Annotated in this window: 15 protein-coding genes, 1 pseudogene and 1 riboswitch; of the genes and pseudogenes, 12 read left to right on the forward strand and 4 right to left on the reverse strand. The window is 36.4% G+C overall.

Features of this window, described 5'->3' with window-relative positions:
* The first annotated feature begins 587 nt into the window (after positions 1–587).
* From MUA40_RS01425 to melB, 4 genes are all read left to right on the forward strand, one after another.
* Positions 588–2,081: a glycosyltransferase gene (locus tag MUA40_RS01425; RefSeq protein WP_167732596.1), complete on the forward strand. Its 1,494-nt coding sequence runs from the start codon at positions 588–590 to the stop codon at positions 2,079–2,081.
* 14 nt (positions 2,082–2,095) lie between these two features.
* Positions 2,096–2,956 carry a UTP--glucose-1-phosphate uridylyltransferase GalU gene (galU, locus tag MUA40_RS01430; protein WP_016426024.1) on the forward strand — a complete coding sequence of 287 codons (861 nt, stop codon included), beginning with the start codon at positions 2,096–2,098 and terminating at the stop codon, positions 2,954–2,956.
* A gap of 201 nt (positions 2,957–3,157) precedes the next feature.
* Positions 3,158–4,465 carry an anaerobic C4-dicarboxylate transporter family protein gene (locus MUA40_RS01435; RefSeq protein ID WP_016426025.1) on the forward strand — a complete coding sequence of 436 codons (1,308 nt, stop codon included), beginning with the start codon at positions 3,158–3,160 and terminating at the stop codon, positions 4,463–4,465.
* A 207-nt stretch (positions 4,466–4,672) separates the two neighbouring features.
* Positions 4,673–6,025, forward strand: coding sequence for a melibiose:sodium transporter MelB (melB, locus tag MUA40_RS01440; protein WP_016426026.1), 1,353 nt, complete (start codon positions 4,673–4,675; stop codon positions 6,023–6,025).
* A gap of 217 nt (positions 6,026–6,242) precedes the next feature.
* Here the strand turns inward: melB and MUA40_RS01445 are convergent, their stop codons facing one another.
* A complete protein-coding gene (locus tag MUA40_RS01445) occupies positions 6,243–7,178 on the reverse strand; it encodes a nucleoside hydrolase (protein WP_016426027.1) in 936 nt (311 codons plus the stop codon).
* A gap of 229 nt (positions 7,179–7,407) precedes the next feature.
* On the reverse strand, positions 7,408–8,283 hold the full coding sequence (locus MUA40_RS01450; protein ID WP_016426028.1) for an alpha/beta hydrolase: 876 nt from the start codon (positions 8,281–8,283) through the stop codon (positions 7,408–7,410).
* A 170-nt stretch (positions 8,284–8,453) separates the two neighbouring features.
* Between MUA40_RS01450 and cls the strand changes: the two genes are divergently transcribed.
* From cls to MUA40_RS01465, 3 genes and pseudogenes are all read left to right on the forward strand, one after another.
* A complete protein-coding gene (cls, locus tag MUA40_RS01455) occupies positions 8,454–9,944 on the forward strand; it encodes a cardiolipin synthase (protein WP_262569765.1) in 1,491 nt (496 codons plus the stop codon).
* Between the two features lie 120 nt (positions 9,945–10,064).
* A riboswitch (TPP riboswitch) is annotated at positions 10,065–10,167 on the forward strand.
* Between the two features lie 194 nt (positions 10,168–10,361).
* Positions 10,362–12,098, forward strand: a complete 1,737-nt coding sequence (gene thiC / locus MUA40_RS01460; RefSeq protein WP_016426030.1) for a phosphomethylpyrimidine synthase ThiC — start codon at positions 10,362–10,364, stop codon at positions 12,096–12,098.
* Positions 12,099–12,421: 323 nt separating this feature from the next.
* Positions 12,422–13,436 (forward strand): annotated as a pseudogene (locus MUA40_RS01465) (HoxN/HupN/NixA family nickel/cobalt transporter).
* 134 nt (positions 13,437–13,570) lie between these two features.
* Here MUA40_RS01465 and MUA40_RS01470 read toward each other — a convergent pair.
* A complete protein-coding gene (locus MUA40_RS01470) occupies positions 13,571–14,749 on the reverse strand; it encodes a CynX/NimT family MFS transporter (protein WP_262569766.1) in 1,179 nt (392 codons plus the stop codon).
* A gap of 108 nt (positions 14,750–14,857) precedes the next feature.
* Between MUA40_RS01470 and MUA40_RS01475 the strand changes: the two genes are divergently transcribed.
* The 4 genes from MUA40_RS01475 to MUA40_RS01490 all read left to right on the forward strand — a co-directional run bounded on the left by MUA40_RS01475 (position 14,858) and on the right by MUA40_RS01490 (position 20,440).
* A complete protein-coding gene (locus MUA40_RS01475; RefSeq protein WP_016426033.1) occupies positions 14,858–15,406 on the forward strand; it encodes a helix-turn-helix domain-containing protein in 549 nt (182 codons plus the stop codon).
* 299 nt (positions 15,407–15,705) lie between these two features.
* Positions 15,706–16,320: a DedA family protein gene (locus tag MUA40_RS01480; RefSeq protein ID WP_016426034.1), complete on the forward strand. Its 615-nt coding sequence runs from the start codon at positions 15,706–15,708 to the stop codon at positions 16,318–16,320.
* A gap of 706 nt (positions 16,321–17,026) precedes the next feature.
* Complete coding sequence (locus MUA40_RS01485; protein ID WP_016426035.1) at positions 17,027–18,346, forward strand: Nramp family divalent metal transporter; 1,320 nt, start codon at positions 17,027–17,029, stop codon at positions 18,344–18,346.
* Positions 18,347–18,835: 489 nt separating this feature from the next.
* Positions 18,836–20,440: a BCCT family transporter gene (locus tag MUA40_RS01490; protein ID WP_037559562.1), complete on the forward strand. Its 1,605-nt coding sequence runs from the start codon at positions 18,836–18,838 to the stop codon at positions 20,438–20,440.
* 83 nt (positions 20,441–20,523) lie between these two features.
* Here the strand turns inward: MUA40_RS01490 and cudC are convergent, their stop codons facing one another.
* A complete protein-coding gene (gene cudC / locus MUA40_RS01495; RefSeq protein ID WP_016426037.1) occupies positions 20,524–21,084 on the reverse strand; it encodes a choline uptake/conversion transcriptional regulator CudC in 561 nt (186 codons plus the stop codon).
* Between the two features lie 221 nt (positions 21,085–21,305).
* On the opposite strand from cudC, the gene betB reads away from it, so the two are divergent.
* Positions 21,306–22,805 (forward strand): betaine-aldehyde dehydrogenase, encoded by a 1,500-nt coding sequence (gene betB / locus MUA40_RS01500; RefSeq protein ID WP_016426038.1) that lies wholly within the window; start codon positions 21,306–21,308, stop codon positions 22,803–22,805.
* Positions 22,806–22,844: the final 39 nt, after the last annotated feature.

Consider the following 22,844-nt stretch of genomic DNA (forward strand, 5'->3'; position numbering starts at 1 on the left):
CTAGGGCTAAGTGCTATCTTATTTTACTTTATTTGAGATGTAAATAGTTATTGTTGTATGTATCTCTTTAAAAAAGTGATAAGAAAAACTATTGGATTTACTTCTATTTTCTCATTGGGACAAAGAATACTTGAATTGTATACCAATCAAAATGTGAGTGATGTTATAATTAAAAGTAGCACATAGAGACGCACACTAATTATTGTGTTTTTTAAAATCTGCATATTTGTTTTATAACGGTGCGAGTAGGGAATGAGCAATAAAGCTCAATTGATTAACGATGCGATAATCAACTGCTATAAGTATATCGTAAAGCTAAACAGTAGAGTAAAAGGGAGAAAAGGACAGTCAATAGCAACTTAAATGATGCATGATATGCGCCATGTTAATCGTGTTATATGCATACTACTCATTATTATTAGAGTCCAATTCAACTTAAAACAATCGGATGTATCAGATCGCTTCCTGTTCATGACTTTAAGGAATAAATAGATAATGCATATTTTAATAAAACTTAAATTAATTGAAAATTCAAAAAATAAAAACTAGTGCTAAAGATATTATTTTGAAGATTAGGGGTGTACTAAATGAAAAAAGTTTTTATGATTGTCCATGAATTGGATGTTAATAAAGGCGGTATGACGACTGCCATGTTAACAAGGAGTAAAGTTTTCTATGACAACAAAATTGCTGGTAACATTGTTACATTTGATTACAAATTTGACTATCCAGAAATTATTCAAGCATTAAAAAAATCCAGGAAGATGGATGAGAGAACTGAAATGTTGAATCCTTTTGACTTCTATAAAGCTAAAGCAGATCAATCAAAAAACAAAAGAAATCCAACGTTATATAAGGCTATAGACCAGTTATTAAAAGGAACAGTTGAGATAAAAGAAAGTCAATCTGTTTCTAGATATTTCAATCAAAAAACTGGCGAATACGTGTCTTATAAAAAATCTTTTGAGAATACAAGCTTCTTAGATATTTTTGAAAACAATAAAAGGATTAAAAGAATTTATTATCGTGAAGAAAAGATTCAAAAAATTGATGTGTTTAATCACGAAAATAAATTAATAGCTGAGCAATTTTTTGATAGTAAGTGCTATCTCTATTTATATAGACAAATCAATGCCAAAAATGGTAGCGTCGGTCAAACATATTTGATCAATGAGAAAAAGCAATTTAAAAATAATGTAGGATTTTGTACATATTTTTTAGATGAATTAGTTAAAGATGATAAGAAGAATATTATGATTTGTGATGGGCCAGGTAGTTTTCCAAAAATGCTAGCGACTCGTCATAAAGCTGCAAAGAAATTTGCTGTAATTCATATTAATCATCACAAGAATTTTGATAATAGTGGTGCAGTTAAGGAAAAAGAAGATTATATATTGAAAAATGCACAAAAAATTGATGGTGTTATTTGTCTCACTGAAGCGCAAAATAGAGATATTATCAAGGAATACCAAATTGATAACGTTTCTGTCATTAGTAATTTTATTAACATCACAGACCAAATCCCTGAAACTACACATCGAAAAGTGGTTGGACATATTTCCAGACTAGTACCACAAAAAGGTTTACCATACTTAATAGAAGTAGCAAAAGAAGTTGTGGAAAAGGATAATGAAATAGAATTTCACATCTATGGTGATGGAGAAGAGAAAAATAAATTAGAACGTTTAATAAGAGAAAATGAGCTTGAGAAAAATGTTAAATTATTAGGCTATACCGATAATGCAACTGATAAAATTAAAGACTTTGGTTGTGTCGTATCTACATCTCAATTTGAAGGGCAAGGTCTTAGCATTATTGAAGCGATGTTACTAGAAAAACCTGTGATTGCATTTGATATTAAATATGGACCTTCAGACTTTATCAGACACGAAGAAAATGGTTACTTAATCGAAAATCAAAATATATCTGGTATGGCTGATAAGATTTTAAAAGTTATCAATGATGAAGCTTTAGCTAAGCAGTACGGAAAAGAAAGTAGAAAAACAATTATCGAATTATATCATTCTGAAAAATTAATGGAAAAATGGGATAGACTTTTTAATGGGAAAGTCTTAGCGTAGAAAGGAAGTTTATTATGACTGTAAAAAAAGCGATTATTCCAGCGGCGGGGTTAGGTACACGTTTTTTACCTGCGACTAAAGCAATGCCGAAAGAAATGTTACCGATATTAGATAAGCCAACAATTCAATATATTGTTGAAGAAGCGGTACGTGCTGGCATTGAAGATATTATTATCGTGACAGGGAAACATAAACGTGCGATTGAAGATCATTTTGATCACCAAGTGGAATTGGAAAATAACTTAGCTGAAAAAGGTAAAGATGCGTTATTGGAAAAAGTGCGTCATTCTACAAATTTAGCGAACATGTTTTATGTACGCCAAAAAGAGCAAAAAGGTTTAGGTCATGCAATTTGGACAGCCAAACAATTTATTGGAAACGAACCTTTTGCCGTATTATTAGGTGACGATATTGTTGAATCTGACACACCTGCGATTCAGCAATTGATTGAAGAGTATGACCGCACGGGTAAATCTGTCATTGGTGTTCAAGAAGTACCGGAACAAGAAACGCACCGCTATGGGATTGTTGATCCAAAATCAAAAGACAATCGCTTATATGAAGTGACAAAATTTGTGGAAAAACCAGCGCCAGGTACAGCACCATCAAATTTAGCGATTATGGGAAGATATGTGCTAACACCAGACATTTTTGATTATCTTGAAAATCAAGAAAAAGGTGCAGGTGGAGAGATTCAATTAACAGATGCGATTGAGCGTTTGAATCAATCTGAACAAGTTTTTGCCTATGATTTTGAAGGGGAACGTTTTGATGTCGGTGAAAAAATTGGCTTTGTCAAAACGACGATTCAGTACGCTTTGAAAGATGAGGAAATGTCAGAAGAAATTCGTCAGTTTATCCAAACTTTGAAGTAGAACATCTCTATTACAACGTAAATGATACAATAAATGAGAGAACGTGAACGACGTTATCGACTTGATACCGTTGTTTGTGTTCTCTTTTTATTTTTTCAATTGTTACAATTTAGCCATTTATCGCTTTATTTATATATTAAACTGCTCATTTAAATATGCTAAAATATTCACATGAAAATTTAGAAAAGAGGAAGAAAAAGAATGCTTCTTTTTGCGATAGAAATATTGATTATGATACTCGCAATTGTTTTGGGTCTACGAACAGCAGGCGCATTGGGTTGTGGGATTTTTGCACTTTTTGCCCAATTAATTATGATTTTTGGGTTTGGTTTACCTCCTGGTTCTGCCCCTGTTACGGCTGTGCTGATTATTTTATCTATTGGAATTGCAGGCGGTACACTTCAAGCAACAGGTGGGATTGATTATTTAGTTCAACTTGCTTCAAAAATGATTGAACGTTTTCCAAAATCAATTATCTTTATCGCACCGATGATTGTTTTTGTATTTGTGTTTGGTATTGGGACAACTAATATTGCGTTATCTTTAGAACCAATTATCGCTAAAACCGCATTGAAAGCGCGTATCCAGCCTAAAAAGGCACTTACCGCTTCCGTACTAACAGCAAATATTGCTTTATTATGTAGTCCAGCGGCTTCAGCAACTGCCTATATGATTTCAGAGTTTGCAGGTCTAGGGATTACAATGGGGCAATACCTCTCCATCGTTTTACCTACGGCGTTAATCAGTATGTTGATTCTCAGCTGTTTTAATACATTTGTAGGTCGAACAAAAATAAGTGAAGCGCAAGCGCAAACGATGTTACAACAAATGATTATTGAAGATAAACAAGAGGTTAAGACTTTTGATAAACGCGTTAAATGGGGTGTTTTTACATTTATATTAGCAGTCATCTGTATTTTAACTTTCGGTATTTTTCCGAAAATCGGACCTACATTCCATGTAGACGGTAAAACGGTTCATTTACAAATGACCGATCTTGTCCAACTATTTATGTATACGAGTGCAATGATTAATCTTCTTTTAGTGAAAGTTCAGCCGAATCAGATTTTAACCACACATATTGCACAAGCAGCCATTGGTGCAATTTTTGCGGTGTTAGGGCCAGGTTGGCTAGGGGCTACCATTTTTAGTGCACATGCTAATCGAGAAATGATGGAAAATGGTATCGGAAGCCTCGTTTCACAAGCACCTTGGCTCATGATTATACTTGTCGCTTTAGTGGCGATGATTGTGATTTCTCAATCTGCGACCGCATCTATTGTCGTGCCAATCGTGTTGAGTCTCGGCATACCACCGACTTTCTTTATTGCAATTGCACAGACATTAAACGTGAACTTCGTTATTCCTGCACAACCAACGATTTTATTTGCTGTCGATGTTGACGAAACACGGACAACGAAAGTAACGAGTTTCTTAATTCCTGGTTTCTTTTTAATTACGACGACGGTCATTGTCGGTCTGACAATCCGATCATTATTAGGAATGTAAAAATAGGCTGGTTTAGTTTTTTCGAATCATAGCCATCAACTTATAGATGAAGTAAGGCAGAATACGTAGATTTTACGTGTTCAGGTCTTACTTCTTTTTTGGGAAGCATAATCACTGATTGTGGCATCATAGCGCAATGTAATGGATGAGAGAATTATGATATTTTTAATAATGCTTCTGTCTATAAATCGAAAAAGGGGATTCAATTTGAAAGCGCAGTTAACGAAAGTTCAAAAATTATCATTTGGAATAGGTGCCGTCGGTAAAGATGCTGTATTTAATTTAGTCAGTATTTACTTTATGTTTTATGTGACGGATATTATCAAACTATCCCCCGTTTTTGTGGGGTTTCTTTTTTTTATTGCAAGAATATGGGATGCCGTCAATGATCCGTTTATGGGGATGATGGTCGATCGAACACAGCATCGTTTTGGCAAGTTTAAAATATGGCTAGGGATAGGGACAGTGACAAATGCACTAATCACACTCTTGTTATTTACGAACTTTGAATTTCCTCAACCCATGATGTATGTTTATGTGTCAGTGATGTATGTATTATGGGGAATGACTTATACGATGATGGATATTCCTTATTGGGCGTGGCTGCCGAATTTGACACAAGATTCAAGAGAACGTGAGACAATGTCTGTGATTCCACGCTTTTTTGCGAGTTTAGCTGCTTTTATTGTTGGAACATGGGGGTTGTATTTGATTGACCGTTTGAGTCACATTTTAGGTCATGGAGATCTTTCAGTTGGTATGTTTATTGTGGCGCTTTTATGTAGTGTGCTTTTTGTAGTGACAATTGGAGTGACGCTCATAGGTGTTCCAGAAAATCAGTCAGTTAAAGTTCAGCCTATCCCTCGATTACGTCTTAAAGAAATCAAACAAATGCTTTTTCGTCATCATGCTTTATTAGCTATGATGGGATTACTCTTGTCTTTTAATTTAGGCATGCAGTTGCTTAATGGCACACTTATTTATTATTTCAAGTATGTCATCAATATTGAACAATATTTTGCATATTTTAACAGTATGCTATTTGTCGAAATGCTTGCGCTATTATTTTTGCCTTTTTGGATACGACATGTAGGACGTCAAAATGCGTTTAATAGCGCGATGTTATTCATCATTAGTGGTCTTGCTTTGATGTTATATTCTGGTTTTGTAGCACCGCATCAATTGGGATGGGTTTTATTTGGAGGAATGGTTCTTAGAATCGGTACGGGATTCATGCTAGGTATGGTGACAATTATGCTTGCGGATGTAATTGATGATGGGGAAATGCAATTTGGACGACGCCACGACAGTTTAAATACTGCGATGTATACTTTCATGACTAAAGCGGCACATGCGTTATCGGGTCTCATGATTGGTGCTGGCATGTCGCTATTTCATTTTATTCCAAATCAGCATCAGCGCATTGAAACGCAAATGGGGATACGTGTGTTGGGATTGATTTTGCCAATACTATGCATTGTAATCAGTACTTTTTTATATCATCAGATGTACCCTTTAAAAGAGAGTAGTAAGATTAAAAGAGGGCGGACATCCTCATAAATGTGATAGAACACCTTTAAGCAATGCTGTATTCATTCTTATTTTATACAGTTCCTATCCTCAAAGATAACAAGGATTGCGCAGCGCAAGATAACAGCGCATACGCAATCCCGGTCTCTACCATCCTTTTAATGATTTAAAAGCTTTTTTGTAACCTAAAATAAATCATATCTCAGGCATGTCGTTTTATTGAGAATATATTTGATCATCAATATATTTAGACTTTTTTAGCAAGCTCTGTAATGTATTTAAAGAATGCATCATGTTCAACATGATTGATCACTTGAATGAGACGTCCATTTTGATCGTCTAAATAAGTTCGACCTTGGCTAGGTCCTTTTGTATAAACGGAAGCTTTTACTTCCTCTTTTTTGACCAGTGAAGGTTGACCCACATAAGCTGTCGTCAAGACATCCCATAAAAAATAAGTCGAATTCGTTTGAAAATGTGTTAAAGGTGGCACAGCTGCATAGCTGACGCCTAGGAAGTCAACACCCGGATAGTGGCGTTCGTCTGCCCACATTTGACGGATATTAAGCGTTAATGGCACTTGGTTTGTACTTTCAAGTGCGACCATATCGATTGGAATCGTGCTATCAAAAACAGTTTTTACTGCTTCTGGATCCCAAAATGCATTCCATTCTGCCGTTCCATCATGTTCAGGTTCTTCCACATTACCGCGTTCTAAAAATGTACCGCCCATCCAAACGAGACGTTCAATTTTTTCAGTAATATGAGGAGCGACTTGTAATGCTTTCGCTAAATCCGTTAAAGGTCCTGTAAATAATAACGTCACGGATGTCTCAGAAGTTTCAAGACGATCGATGATATCTTGATATGCAGGAACCGTTCTTAACTGTGATTGTACAGGGACCCGTTCATTTAAGATAGGCAAGGCATCCATGAAAAAGGCATGCATACGCCAGTCTTTTGGAAATGGATTTTTACCTCGTTCTTCTGAAGCGGCGACATCTAGAGGATAACGAGAAAAACGATTAATAATTTTACGAGAAGCGCTCTCTGCAGGCTCAACATAGCTATCTGCGCCAATCGCACTGACTCCAATTAACTGAATATCCTCCATCTGTAAAAGTAAAAACAGTGAAATGAGGTCATCTACACCGCCATCATGGTTAAAGTAAACGTGCTTCATAAATTTCTCCTTATATTGAAGTTGTTGTATAAATACGACTTATACTATGTTCAATGTACAACGCGTGCCGTGGAATGACAAGTGATGGGATACTTTTTGTGTTGGAAGTCAGAAGAGATAGTGGGAGACTGACATAAAAAAGAGCCCAAAAAAGTAGCAAGATGTTACTTCGGGCTCGTTTGCATGTTATAGCGAGTTAAAAAATGTGAGATGTTTAAAGCGAAATCATTTAAAACGTAGTGCCACTTTGGCGTTCATCCGTTAGGTAGATCCATTGAACGATGTCTTGGAAAATGAGGTCATTATAGCTAGATTCATTAAAAATTTCATGTTGTAAGTCTGAATAAATACGTATTGCTTTATGTTGTGAAGCAATTTCGTCATAAAATTGTAATGAATCTTTTGGATTAACGATAGGGTCTGCTTGACCGTGTAAAACCAAAACATCATCTACAAATGCATCTGGGTTTTCTTTCAGTTCGAGAATACCATCTACAATGGCATAAGTAAGGCCCATCGAGATTTCATTTGGAACGAGTGCATCGTGGATATAATCTCTAACCACATTGAGGTCAGAGCAAATGCCTTCTGATAAAACGTTAGTAAAATACGTGTCTGGTGGTGTTTGTCTGTCGCCGTATGCTTCTGCAAAGAAACGATTGTTATCTCTAGTGACACCGCCAGAAGTTATCATACCATTCACGCGTCCAGGGTAGCGTGTACCATAAAAGGCAACGTTGTAACCACCCATGCTGTGACCGATTAAGTATATTTTATTACCGAAGTTGTCTTTAACATATTGAACAACTGCATCTAAGTCTTCTATAATTTGATCTTTATGATCATAGTGTGTTTTTTTACCTTCAGAGCGTCCATGTCCACGTTGATCATAACGAATAACATTGATAGAATTTGAAACTAAAAAGTCAGTAATTTTATCATAACGGTCTAAATGTTCAGCTAAGCCGTGAACAATAATGACATTAATTTGTTCATCAAGCGTTTCATCATCTGGTAGTTCAAAATCAAAAAGTCTTTCTGCGCGTGTGATTTTAGCATAAAGCTTTGTCCCATCTTTAGACGGAATATAATCAATATAGCTCATTATAAAACCTCCTTTGATGATTTCTTTTAGTTTATCCCAAATGAATTGAAAATGGAAAAATTTTCGCCATGTTTTGTTTGATTTAATTTATTCATTGCTCAGTTAAATGCTTAAAACTAATAATTGCGTTATAATGATGACATTCAAAAATAGATAAGGGGGAGCCACCATTGCAACTCATATTTGATCCGAATGTCAACATGATATACAGAATTGTATCAGGTATTTTTTTTCTGATAAATGTTGTTTTAGCATTGTTTATTATCTTTTTGGAACGGGATCGGCGTGAAGCAACAGCGACATGGGCTTGGCTGTTGTTACTATTTATTATGCCGATATTCGGTTTCTTGCTGTATTTGTTTTTCGGTCGAGCGGTAAGATTGAAAAGCTCGCGTCATGAACAAGGAAAAGAAATCGAGGATGCGCGAACGCGTGTCAAAAATCAAAAGCAACAATTCATTGATCGCACCTTTAAAACAGAAAATCCTGTTGTAGAAAAGCAATCTGATTTAGTGGAAATGATGTTGACACGTGAAGTGAGTTTTTTGAGTGAAAATAACCATGTGAAGACATTTACTGATGGACATGCACTTTTTGAAAAGATGAAGCAAGATTTAAAAGCAGCCAAAACCTCTATACACATGGAATTCTATATTTTGAATCTAGATGGTCTTGGTAAGTCTGTTCTTGAAATATTAAAAGATAAAGCGAAGGAAGGGCTTGAAGTTAAACTTCTCTATGATGCGGTAGGTTCAAAACAGTTAAGAAAATCAAAATTAAAAGATTTAACTGAAGCGGGTGTAGAGGTTGAAGCGTTTTTCCACGCGAAAATTATTCCTTTCGTTAACTTTCGTGTCAATAATCGGAATCACCGCAAAAACGTAGTCATCGATGGCGATATCGGTTATGTGGGGGGCTTTAATGTAGGGGATGAATATTTAGGTTTAGATGAAAAGATGGGTTACTGGCGTGATACGCATCTACGCATACAAGGTGATGGTGTGGACGCGTTACAACTTGGTTTCATTCACGATTGGAACTCACAAATTGCTGATGAATATCAACTTGATTATAGTGAACGTTATTTCCCAGAAAATGCGCGTAAAGATGGCCAAGTTGCTATGCAATTAGGTCTGAGTGGACCGAACAGAGATTGGCCACAACTCGAATTTGCGTATTTAAAAATGATTATGAATGCGAAATCAACTATTTATATGCAGTCGCCTTACTTTGTCCCTGATGTGGGCTTCGTCAATGCTTTGAGAATTGCTGCAAAATCAGGTGTCGATATTCATCTAATGATTCCGAATAAACCAGACCAACCTTTCGTTCATTTGGCGACATTGACAACGGTCGCATTGTTAATGTATGAAGGTGTCAATGTCTATACGTACGAAAATGGTTTTATTCATTCCAAAATGATGGTTATCGATGGAGAAGTGGCGTCAGTCGGCTCTGCTAATATGGATGCGCGAAGCTTTAAATTGAACTTTGAAGTGAACGCGTTGATTTACAATCAAGATATTGCTGAATCATTGATTTCTGCATTTAAAGAAGATTTAAAAGTCTCTAAACAATTAACACCTGAACGGTATGAAAACCGGTCAAATTGGGTTAAATTTAAACAATCGATTGCTAAATTAGTCTCACCGATTTTATAATTTGAGCTTTGTTTATAAACCAATCGGTGTAACGAAATGCATACTAGAAACAGCAATTTTTCTAAGATGAATTGTCATATTACATTTTTAGTGTTACGATAAATTTGCAAAACTTAAATATGAACTTGCTAGGGGTGCTTTAATGAGCTGAAAGAGGTGCAAGCCTCAACCCTTTGAACCTGATCTAGATTATACTAGCGTAGGGAAGCAAACGAAATGATTTAAAAGATAAAGTGGTTTTTTGAAACGCTGTCTATTTTGGTTTAGTCTTTCATAATGAAACGAGCCATCTCAGGACGCCTGCCACTTCATAATATATTCGTTTCTTTAATGCGCACTCAGCTTTTCTAGAGTGCGCATTTTCTTTGGTTTTCAGTTGAATTAAAGGCCTCGAGCATGAATTAGGAGGCAAAGGGAATGAAACAAGAACAAATTGAATTGAAGAAAAATTTTCCGGCAAGTCAGCGTATTTACAAGGAAGGTGTCGACCCTGATATCCACGTCCCCTTCCGTAAAATTCAGTTATCTGACACAATCATGGACACGGAAGTACTTCATAATGATCCAATCGTGGTGTATGATACAGCAGGCCCTTACCATGACGATCATTACGAAGTCGATGTTACGAAAGGAATTCCTGCATTGCGTGACAACTGGATTGAAGCGCGTCATGATGTTGAACATTATCAAGGACGTCGTGTGCAATCGATTGATAATGGTTTTAAGTCAGCGTCGCATCAAAATTTAGTGACACATCCTTTTCAATATCAACCTAGAAGAGCCAAAGCAGGCCATCAAGTTACCCAAATGCATTATGCTAAAAAAGGGATAATTACGAAAGAGATGAAATTTGTTGCTTGTCGTGAAAATGTCAGTCCAGAATTTGTAAGAGATGAAATTGCTAAAGGGCGGGCGATTATCCCAAATAATGTTAATCATCCAGAGTCTGAACCGATGATTATTGGTAAAAATTTCCAAGTTAAAATTAATGCCAACATAGGGAACTCTGCAGTATCTTCTTCTATTGAAGCAGAAATTGAAAAGCTCGTGTGGGCAACACATTGGGGTGCAGATACGATTATGGATTTATCGACAGGTAAAAATATTCATGCAACACGTGAATATTTGATTCGTAACTCTCCGGTGCCGGTTGGAACAGTGCCGATTTATCAAGCGTTAGAAAAGGTAAATGGCATTGCAGAAGATTTAACGTGGGAAGTGTATCGAGATACTTTAATTGAGCAAGCTGAACAAGGTGTAGACTACTTTACGATTCACGCAGGTGTATTATTACGTTATATCCCATTAACTGTAAATCGTTTAACGGGAATCGTTTCTCGTGGAGGCTCAATTATGGCACAATGGTGTCTCGCACATCATGAAGAAAGCTTTTTATATACACATTTTGATGAGATTTGTCAGATTTTAAACCAATACGATATCGCTGTTTCTTTAGGGGATGGCTTAAGACCAGGCTCTATTTATGATGCGAACGATGAAAGTCAAATCGCGGAATTAAAGACGCTAGGTGAATTGACTGAAATCGCTTGGGCACACGATGTCCAAGTGATGATTGAAGGACCGGGACATATCCCGATGCATAAAATTAGAGAGAACCAAGAGCTCGCTGATTTTTACTGTAAAGAAGCACCGTTTTATACTTTAGGACCTCTTACCACTGATATTGCGCTTGCATATGATCATATCACTTCTGCAATTGGGGCAGCACAAATTGCGAGTCATGGAACAGCCATGTTATGTTACGTGACGCCAAAAGAACATTTGGGATTGCCTAATAAAGAAGATGTACGTGAAGGTGTAGTGACGTATAAAATTGCAGCACATGCCGCAGACCTCGCAAAAGGCTTGCCGGGCGCTACAGAACGTGACGATGCAATCAGTAAAGCGCGATTCGAATTCCGATGGATTGACCAATTCAATTTGTCTTTAGATCCTGAACGTGCGAGAGCCTATCATGATGAAACATTGCCAGCAGAATCAGCTAAAGTCGCACACTTCTGTAGTATGTGTGGGCCAAAATTCTGTTCAATGCGTATTTCACACAATATTCGAGACGCACATAAGGATCAATTAGAGGGCATGCAAGAAAAAGCAAAAGAATTTAAAGCACAAGGTAGCCGGATTTATCATTAAACATGAATGACATGTGGCACGTATGATGAAATAATAAAATGGACTGAGCCATCTATCTGATGTCTATGTCCTATTATAAGCAATAGAGGTCGATGATTGGGTGACGATTGAGTTAAATGTCATGTGCCATCATCGTTGCCTCTATTGCTATTTTTGTGCGTAACATCAGTATTTATTAAGACGTTATATTTTAAGCCGAAAATAACCCTCTAATAAATATAATCATTAAAAGTTTATTTGATAATAATGGGAAAAACTTTTAATTTTGTTTAGTTCGTTGTATGATTTTATTATTATAAAATAAGAATTGAAGTGATGAAGATATGGAAAGAACGAAAGGTATTAAAGCTGCTCTTCCTTATTTTGTGGTGATTCTGCTTTTACATATTATAGGTGTTGTTTTTCTAATGATTGGCGGAGCGAGTCATCCGCTCATCATTGGAATGGGCGTGGTCGCCTATACATTAGGATTGAGACATGCATTTGATGCGGATCATATTGCTGCAATCGATAATACGGTACGTAAACTTTTAGAACAACAGCGTAATTCTATGGGGGTAGGTTTTTATTTTTCACTCGGACATTCAACTGTGGTCTTTTTAATGGCAGTTATGTTAGGGGTTAGCCGTTCATTGGGCGCAAAGCCATTTAGCAGGTTTTCAATCAACAGGTGGATTAATCGGTACATTGGTTTCTGGATTTTTCTTATTATTAATTGGGCTTTTAAACTTAGTTATACTGATTCAGTTAATACAATTATCCCGAAAATTGAAATATGAAGAAATTGGTGAAAGCCAAATCAATGAATTGATTGAATCAAGAGGCTTAATCATGCGCTTTGTAGGACCACTTTTTCAATTCATTAATCAAAGTTGGCATGTTTTTCCTTTAGGATTCTTATTTGGTTTAGGATTCGACACAGCAAGTGAAGTCTCCTTACTGGCGTTATCAGCGGGGGCGTCACAACATACAGTGCCATTTTTAGGTATCATTGCTTTGCCGATCTTATTTGCATCAGGCATGAGTTTACTCGATACACTAGATGGTGTATTCATGACAAATGCCTATCATTGGGCATTTGAGCGTCCTGCTAGAAAGCTGTTTTACAATATGACGATGACCGCTATTTCAGTCATTGCTGCAATTGTTATAGGTGGTATTGAAATTATTCAGCTTATTGGCGAAAAACAACATTGGGACCATGGCTTTTTAGGGTGGTTGACACAATTAGATTTTGGATAGTTAGGCTATATTTTAGTCATCGTGCTCATACTGTCATGGCTTATTGCACTACTCGTCTGGAAAGTGGGCCATTTTGAGGAAAAATGGGGAGCATAACGATCATAAAAAAGAGGGAGCAAGCTGTCGTCTCAAAGATTAAGACGACAGCTTGCTCCCTTTTTAGTGTTCAAAAGTAAAATGGAATATGAAAAGCTTAACGGCATCGTTCATAGTCTTGAACGCATGAAAACTTATTTTCTTAATGAAGCTTCAATCGTTGTATTACGTCCTGCACGTGCACCAATAATCATAACAGCGATGGCAGTTAACAGTAGAATCAATAATGAGAATACCCAGTGGCCTGTCACATCATGTAAGATTCCGAAAAATAGCGGTCCAATACATGCAAAGAGATAGCCGACTGCTTGAGACATCCCTGCTAGTTTAGCTGCTGTAAGGCCACTTTCAGTTCTTAAACTAAAGAACGTATTGACAAGTCCAAATGCGATACCTAACGCTATCCCAATAATAATGAGCGATATAAGGGCAAGATGAGGTGAAAATATTAAGATTAAGATTCCTATTGTAAATAGTGCCCCTGTAAATGCAGTCGGAATCACTTGTGAACGAAGTTTTGTGGCATATAAAGGTGTCACGAAAGTCAACGGAATGATTGCCAGTTGTAAAATAGATAAATAGAGCCCAGCATAAGTCACTGGAATGTCATAGGATAATAAGAATTCTGGTAACCAGTTGATTAAAGAATAGAAAATTAAGGATTGCCCTCCCATTAGTAATGTAATCTGCCATGCAAGAGGGGATTTCCAAACGTTAACGGCATCTGTTGTATCCACGTTCACTTGTTGTTCATGATTACGAAGTTGGAAAGTCCAAACGATAAGAGCAATTAAAGTCACGACACCGATGAGACCTAATGCAATATTATAGTTAAATGATTTAAGTAAAGGTGCTGCGCCATATGATGAAAGTGCACCAAAAATATTCATGACAACGGTATAATACGCGGTCATAATACCGATACGCATTGGGAATTTTGATTTGATTATACCGGGCGCTAAGACATTACCAAATGCAATGCCGACACCGATTAAAATAGTACCGATATATAATAAGCTGACATTGGTCACACTGCGTATAACAACGCCTATTAAAATTAATGCAATGGCAAAGAACAATGAACGTTCCATACCGAAGCGGTGACTGACTTTAGCGACAAGAGATGAAATAATCGCAAATGCGAGTAATGGAATGATAGAAATGAAACTGACTTCTGTATTTGTTAAATTTAATGTATCTTTAATGGTTGGTAAGACTACACCTACTGAGGTGATAGGGGCACGTAAATTTGCTGCAATCAGCATGATGCCAATAAAAAGCAACCAATTGATTCGATTCGATTGTTGTTCCATCGTGTAAACGCCTGCCTTTTTTGATATAATTAACGAAACGTTCTATATAAAGAACACAACATATCGTACATCATGTTCAATATATTGTAAATAGAAGGGGCTTAAAAAATGGAGAATATTAATTCTGTTGTTGCTGAGAACCTCCAGCACTATAGACAAATCCACCGTTTGAGTTTAGATAAAGTAGCTCAAATGACGGGGATAAGTAAAACGATGATTAGCCAAATTGAAAAAGGAACAGGGAATCCAAGTATCAATACTTTGTGGAAGCTTGCGAATGGATTGCATATTCCTTTGACGTCTTTAATCAGTCAAGATAATAAACATATTCAGATTATTGATAAAGCAGATATTAAACCGATTTACAATGAGGATCACTCTGTCGTGGTTTATCCTTATTTTCCATATGATCACGCACATGCATTTGAAATGTTTTGTATGCGAATCGAAGCGGGAGGCGTTTTAGAGTCTGAGGCGCATCAAGACGGCGCGAAAGAATTTATCATCGTCAATGAAGGTACGCTAACACTAACTGTAGGTGCGACACATTATGAAATTCAGGCTGCACAAGCGATTAGTTTTAATGCGAATACTAATCATGTTTATGAGAATAAAACAGACGCACAATTAAGAGTTACGGCGACAATACAATATTAATAGAGGGCGGTTAGCCTATCTGGCAGTGTCCGGGTAGACTGACCTGGCAAAGATAAGTTGGATGCAAAGCTTGATATGAGCACATGTACAACATAGATATCTGCAGCTAACCATTTGATGTAAAATCTTTTCTTTGATCAAAATGAGACTAAGATCTTGTCTTATCATTTTGTGACGATAGCTTACAATAATTTACAAAAGCATCATAAAGCAGTGTAATAAGTTGAATATTGAAGAAATAGACTGTTAAACTTGATGAGTATGAAAGTTTTAACAATATAGGAATCAAAGGTGAAGATATGGAACAATGGGTTGTTGATGTGATGGGCCATTATGGCTACATAGGAATCTTTTTATTAATATTTGTGGAGTATATTATCCATCCTTTCCCATCAGAGGTTGTTTTAACTTTTGCTGGTTTTATGACGACAAAGTCAAGTTTAAGTTTTGGAGTGGTATGTGCGGTAGCTGTCGTCGCGGCGACAGCGGGTTCGGTTGTCTTATATTATCTTGGAATATGGATTGGTGAAGAAAGATTATACCGCTGGATTGATCGATACGGTAAATATGTAAGGATTAAACGCAAAGATTTAGATAAAACCATCCATTGGTTTGATCGATATGGACGTTGGGCCATCTTCTTTGGACGATTCGTCCCGATTTTAAGAACTTTGATTTCAATCCCTGCTGGTATTACACGTATGAATTTACCGATTTTTATTATTTTCACAGCACTTGGGACAGGTGTGTGGAATATATTTCTGATCTTTTTAGGATCAGCACTAGGTGATCATATGGAACAAGTGCTACAGTATGTCGGTTTTTATTCGAAGGCACTTATTGCAATTCTTGTTATCCTGGCCCTTATTGTGATTTATCGTTGGTGGAGACGTGCCAAAAGAGAAAATGGATAGTATATATCGCGTAGACATATGATGGTGGCTGTTTCTATAAGTGGAAGTTTAGTTCTTGTTGCCAATATTGAAAAGTGACAGCTCTTGTTGTACTTTTTCGACAAAGCGATATGATATGAAAATGAAATAAAAATGCGTTAAGTTGATTTGTATTGAAAAAGTCAGCTTAGCGCTTTTTTATTTTGGAGTGAATAGTTCAATTGCTTTTTGAGAAACTGATATATGCTTATTTTACATTTGAATCTCGATTTTCTCTTTGTCTGTAGGATTTTAAATGAGGTTTAATGCACCTTTTGATATTTCTATTTTCAAAAAATAATAGAAACTGCTGTTTTAAGCTTTTGAAAATCAAATAAAAGGGGTGATGCACGCGTTTTTAGTAAGAACGTAAACTTTAGATTTTAACGCTATTCAATTTAAGTAGAAGCTGTATTCACAACGTTTATTATGCCAAACTATGAATTTAATCATCATGATAGAAAGATTATTTTCACTTGAGAAAGGGTAACATAGAAAAAATATAAAGGGTCAAATGCCATAGCGATATATTAAGCAATTATTATACGGATAATGTAAAAGGTGAAACGTGTTACTTTTCATTTTATGTTAAAGCATATATAATAATGTTATCAATTTAGGTAATCCTAAATTATTTTTTAAATAGAAAATGATTTAAAGGTAAGCCGCTCGAAAAGGGATGAGTCAAATGCGTAAGAGCTTAGAAGAAATTAACGGTACAGTTGTGTTTGATAACCAAGCTGCAAAATGGAAAAAAACATTAATGTATTTAGGACCAGGGGCGCTTGTCGCAGTGGGGTATATGGATCCCGGTAACTGGATTACGTCAATGGCAGGAGGGGCACAGTACGGCTACATCCTCCTGTCTGTTATTTTAATTTCAAGTTTAGCCGCAATGTTATTGCAAAGTATGTGTGCACGACTCGGTATTGCAAGTGGGATGGATCTTGCACAAGTGACACGTGACATGACAAATAAAAAAGTAGCTGTCATTTTATGGATTATTACAGAAATGGCAATTATGGCCACTGATATCGCAGAAGTCATAGGGAGTGCCATAGCATTGAACTTACTCTTCCATATTCCTTTATGGCTTGGGGTAACGATTACTGTTTTTGATGTTTTGCTACTATTATTGATTATTAAGTTCGGTTTTAGAAAAATAGAGGCTATTGTTACGGTGCTTGTGTTGACTGTTTTTATCATCTTTGTGTTTGAAGTTTATTTATCAAATCCTTCATGGCCACGCGTCTTAAGTGGCTTTGTCCCACAAAGCGGTGTGGTCACACAACCCGGTGCCTTATATATCGCACTCGGTATTATCGGTGCAACGATTATGCCGCATAACCTTTATTTGCATTCATCAATCGTACAATCACGTGCATATGGACGGGATTCAGTTGAAGAGAAAAAAGATGCGATTAAATATGCAACGATTGATTCGAATTTACAACTTTCGCTTGCATTTTTAGTCAATTGTTTACTTTTAATATTAGGTGCTGCCTTATTTTTTGGCAGTGGTAAAGCATTAGGTGGATTTTATGATTTACACCATGCATTATTAACTTCACATGTCTCTGTCGCTTTTGGTGGTGCTGTGATGAGTACATTGTTTGCAGTCGCTTTATTAGCTTCAGGACAAAATTCTACCATTACAGGGACTTTGTCAGGACAAATTGTAATGGAAGGTTTTGTGAATTTACGCTTTCCACAGTGGGTTCGACGTCTTATCACACGTGGTTTAGCAGTTATCCCGGTGTTCATTTGCTTATGGCTTTATGGCTCTAATCCATCAACAATTGAAAATTTACTGATTTTTACCCAAGTATTTTTGAGTATTGCATTGCCATTAAGTATTATTCCGTTAACGATCGCGACGAATAACCCCAAAATTATGGGTGAGGCATTCACTAATAAACGTTGGGTCAATATCATCGCTTGGACACTGGCAATATTTTTAACAATCTTAAACTTTTATCTCATTATTGAAACGTTTAAATCGCTTTAATTAGAATCAGTTAAAGCCATTTTTATTAAAAGAGATACGGAATTTAAAAAAGACATGCAATATTAAAATGATATTTCGGCGTGTGTCTTATCATTTTAAACCTTCAGAGGTTGAGACAATGGAAAGTCTCAGCCTCTTTTTTATGCTGAAATACCGCTTCTTACATCCTGATAAATGGCAGAGAAGGCAAAGAAATGAAAATAAATATTTATTCATTTGAATGTTATAAAAATACATAATTAAAAACGTTAAATTAATTCTTAACAATTTTAATGTACTTTATAAAGGCGTTTTGACAATATTTATAATCTCTAAAAGTTATATATATTCAAATTGAGCAACTTATGATTATGTATGATATTTGCATTAACTATTATTTTTAGATAACCTATTTCTTGTATAAAAAACGTTTAGACATCGCAGATTGGACAACAAAGGGATTAAAAATTAAATAAGGGGTGCTTTAAAGTGCATAAAAAATATAAGCTAATGGACTGGGTTGTTTTTATTGGGACAGCAATTGTATTATTAATGGCTGTTATCCCGATGATGGTCTTCCCAGAACAGAGTCGTTCAGTTGTTGTTGCGATGAATAATTTCGTCACTTCAAAACTTGGGGCGATTTATCTCGTATTGGGGTTAGCGATTTTTTGTTTTGTTTTATACATAGCATTTGGAAAATATGGGTCAGTGACTTTAGGTCGTGCGAGTGATAAACCCGAATTTAGTGACTTTGCATGGGCATCCATGTTATTTTGTGCCGGCATTGGCTCAGATATATTATATTGGGGTGTCATCGAGTGGGCATATTATTATCAAGGCCCGCCTCATGGTGCAAAACCTTTATCTGACGAAGCACTTAACTTTGCGACGATGTATGGTATGTTTCATTGGGGACCGATTGCATGGGCGATATATGTACTTCCTGCCTTACCAATTGGATATCTCGTATTTGTGAAAAAGCAACCTGTTTTTAAAATCAGTCAAGCTTGTCGACCAATATTGAAAGGTCAGACAGACAAATTTTTAGGAAAACTTGTTGATATTTTATTCATCTTTGGTCTTATTGGAGGAACAGCAACATCACTGGCTTTAGGGGTCCCTATGATTTCAGCCGGTCTTGAAAAGCTATTTGGTATAGATGGTACAAGTATGGTCGTGAAGAGTATCGTGCTCTTATGTATTACAATTGTATTTGCATATAGTTCATACCAAGGTTTGAAAAAGGGCATTCAAGTTTTAAGTGACTTGAACGTATGGCTTTCCTTCATTTTACTTGGCTTTATTTTTATCGTTGGTCCAACGATCTTTATTATGGAAACAACGGTTACTGGCTTCGGTAATATGTTGAAAAACTTCTTCCAAATGGCCACTTGGTTGGAGCCGTTCGGTGGCATTGGCGGACGTGAGGAAACAAAATTCCCACAACAATGGACGATTTTCTATTGGTCATGGTGGATTGTTTACGCACCATTTATCGGTCTGTTTATTGCGCGAATCTCAAAAGGTCGTACTTTAAAAGAAGTAATATTAGGAACGATTGTTTACGGTACATTTGGTTGTGTGCTGTTCTTCGGTATTTTTGGTAACTATGCTGTTTATTTACAAATTTCAGGTCAATTTGATGTGATTCATTACTTAAATGCACATGGCACGGAGGCAACGATTATTGAAGTGATTAGTCATTTACCGTTCCCACAAATTGTTATTGGCTTGTTCATTATTTCAGCCTTTTTATTCTTGGTGACAACCTTTGACTCTGCGTCGTATATTGTTGCAGCGGCAACACAAAAGCGTGTTAAAGGAGAACCAATTAAAGCCAATCGATTATTTTGGGCGTTTGCTTTATGCTTACTTCCATTCTCGTTAATGCTTGTCGGTGGTGAAAAGGCACTTGAAATACTACAAACCGCATCTATTGTTGCGGGTGTACCTTTAATTGTCATATTTATCATTATTATGATTTCGTTTATGATGATTCTCGCAGGAGATCGGATTGCGCTACAATCACGTGCTGATCGTTTTAAACGTATTGAACGCCGATCGTTGAGGATTTTAAGAGTTGGCGAAGATGAAGAGGATGACAATCTATAAAAATAGAAAAAGCTTTATGGTGTCTTAACGGACGCCATAAAGCTTTTTTGATGAGGTATCCAACTTTGTTATTGAAATAAAATTTATTTTTTTATGTCTTTAGCTTCAGGAATAGGGAAGTGTTCAAATATTTCTCCCGATTTTAATGCATCACTAATGGATTCTAACCAATAGTAATAAATACGAGAATGTTCTAAATGGGCTTTTATTTCTATCGCTTCTTCTCTCGTTGCTTCATCCACATCTTCAGCTGCAATAATCTTATCAATCATCGCTTCTGATTCTCTGAGTGCAGCCATATTGATTGAAATTTCACGGTTCCATTTTCTAGTGAAAAAGTTACAGAAAAACTCAAAGAAGTCTTTTTCAGCTTCAAAATGTTGTTTACGACTGCCTCGAGTTAAGCGTTGCTTAACAATGTCATATTCTTGCAATTTCTTAACGCCCGCACTCATGCTTGGCTTACTCATTTGTAATTCTTGACGCATTTCATCCAATGTCATGCTGTCTTTGAATAACATAATGCCGTAGAGGTTTCCGACACTACGATTAATCCCATATAAATCCATTGTTTCAGCGATTGAATTAATAACAATATCTTTCGCGACTTCGAGTTGTGCTTCGTGTGATTTTGGTCGTGCCACGATATCTCACCTCCCTAAAAATTAACTCGTTAATAGCGTTAACGCTCTAAATTTTAATCTTTAATTAAATATAAATCAAATGTTCATTAATAATTTAACGGTTTTTTTGGCACACTGCAAATCCAAGCAATGTCGATTGACATGGCACTTTTTCTTGTGATAAAGTTAAATTTGTGAAATTCGTTAAATAAAAACTTAACAAACTTAACGGAGGTATATGCATGGAATTTGTAAACCAATTATCTCGTCGTCAATATATTGATGGGGAATGGGTAGAAAGCAGCAATCAAGCGACACGTCAAATTCTCAATCCTTATAACCAAGAAGTGATTATAGAAGTAGCAGAAGGTACGAATGAAGATGTAGAACGTGCAATTCTAGCAGCAAGACGTTCATTTGATGAAGGTGTGTATGCACTTGAAACAGCTGAGAACAAAGGTAAGAAGGTTCGTGCAATTGCGGACCAAATCAAAGCGCACCGTGAAGAATTGGCACATTTAGAAACTTTAGATACAGGTAAAACTTTAGAAGAATCTCTTGCAGATATGGATGATATACACAATGTATTTATGTATTTTGCAGGTTTAGCAGATAAAGACGGGGGCGAATTAATTAATTCACCTATCCCAAATACAGAAAGTAAAATCGTTAAAGAGCCAATCGGTGTTGTCACTCAGATTACACCTTGGAACTATCCGCTATTACAAGCTTCATGGAAAATTGCGCCAGCACTTGCAACAGGTTGTTCTATTGTCATGAAGCCAAGTGAAATTACACCTTTAACAACCATTCGCGTATTTGAGCTTATGGAAGAGGTCGGTTTTCCTAAAGGCGTTATTAATTTAGTTTTAGGCGCAGGCTCTGAGATTGGTGACGTCATGTCTACGCACCCTGAAGTGGATTTAGTGTCATTTACAGGCGGTATCCAAACAGGTAAACGTATTATGAAACAAGCCGCAGAGCATGTTACGAATATTGCGCTTGAACTTGGTGGTAAAAACCCAAATGTTATTTTTGAAGATGCTGATTTTGATTTAGCTGTTGATCAAGCATTAAATGGTGGCTTTTTCCATGCAGGTCAAGTATGTTCAGCGGGTTCTCGTATTATCGTTCATCATTCTATTAAAGATAAATTTGAAAAAGCATTAATTGAGCGTGTTCAAAATATCAAATTAGGTAATGGATTTGATGAAGATACAGAAATGGGACCACTTATTTCTGAACAACATCGTGACAAAGTTGAAAAATATATGACTATTGCGCAAGAAGAAGGCGCAAAAATTGCTATCGGTGGTAAGCGACCATCTAGAGAAGATTTAAAAAATGGTTATTTCTTTGAGCCGACAATCATCACAAACTGTGACACGTCTATGCGTATCGTTCAAGAAGAAGTGTTTGGTCCTGTTGTAACGATTGAAGGTTTTGACACAGAAGAAGAAGCTATCAAATTAGCTAATGACTCTATCTATGGTCTTGCAGGCGGTGTCTTTACGAAAGATATCGGAAAAGCACAACGTGTTGCATCAAAAATGAGAATGGGTACAGTCTGGATCAATGATTTCCATCCTTATTTTGCACAAGCACCATGGGGTGGTTATAAACAATCAGGTATCGGTCGCGAACTTGGACATCACGGTTTAGAAGAATATCTAGAAACAAAACACATCTTAATGAATACAAGCCCTGAGCCAGTTCACTGGTTTGGCCAGTCAGAATCATAAATTGAACCATTGAATGAGCGTTTGTCATTTTATATGACA

Source organism: Staphylococcus schleiferi, assembly GCF_025558325.1.
GTDB classification, from domain to species: domain Bacteria; phylum Bacillota; class Bacilli; order Staphylococcales; family Staphylococcaceae; genus Staphylococcus; species Staphylococcus schleiferi.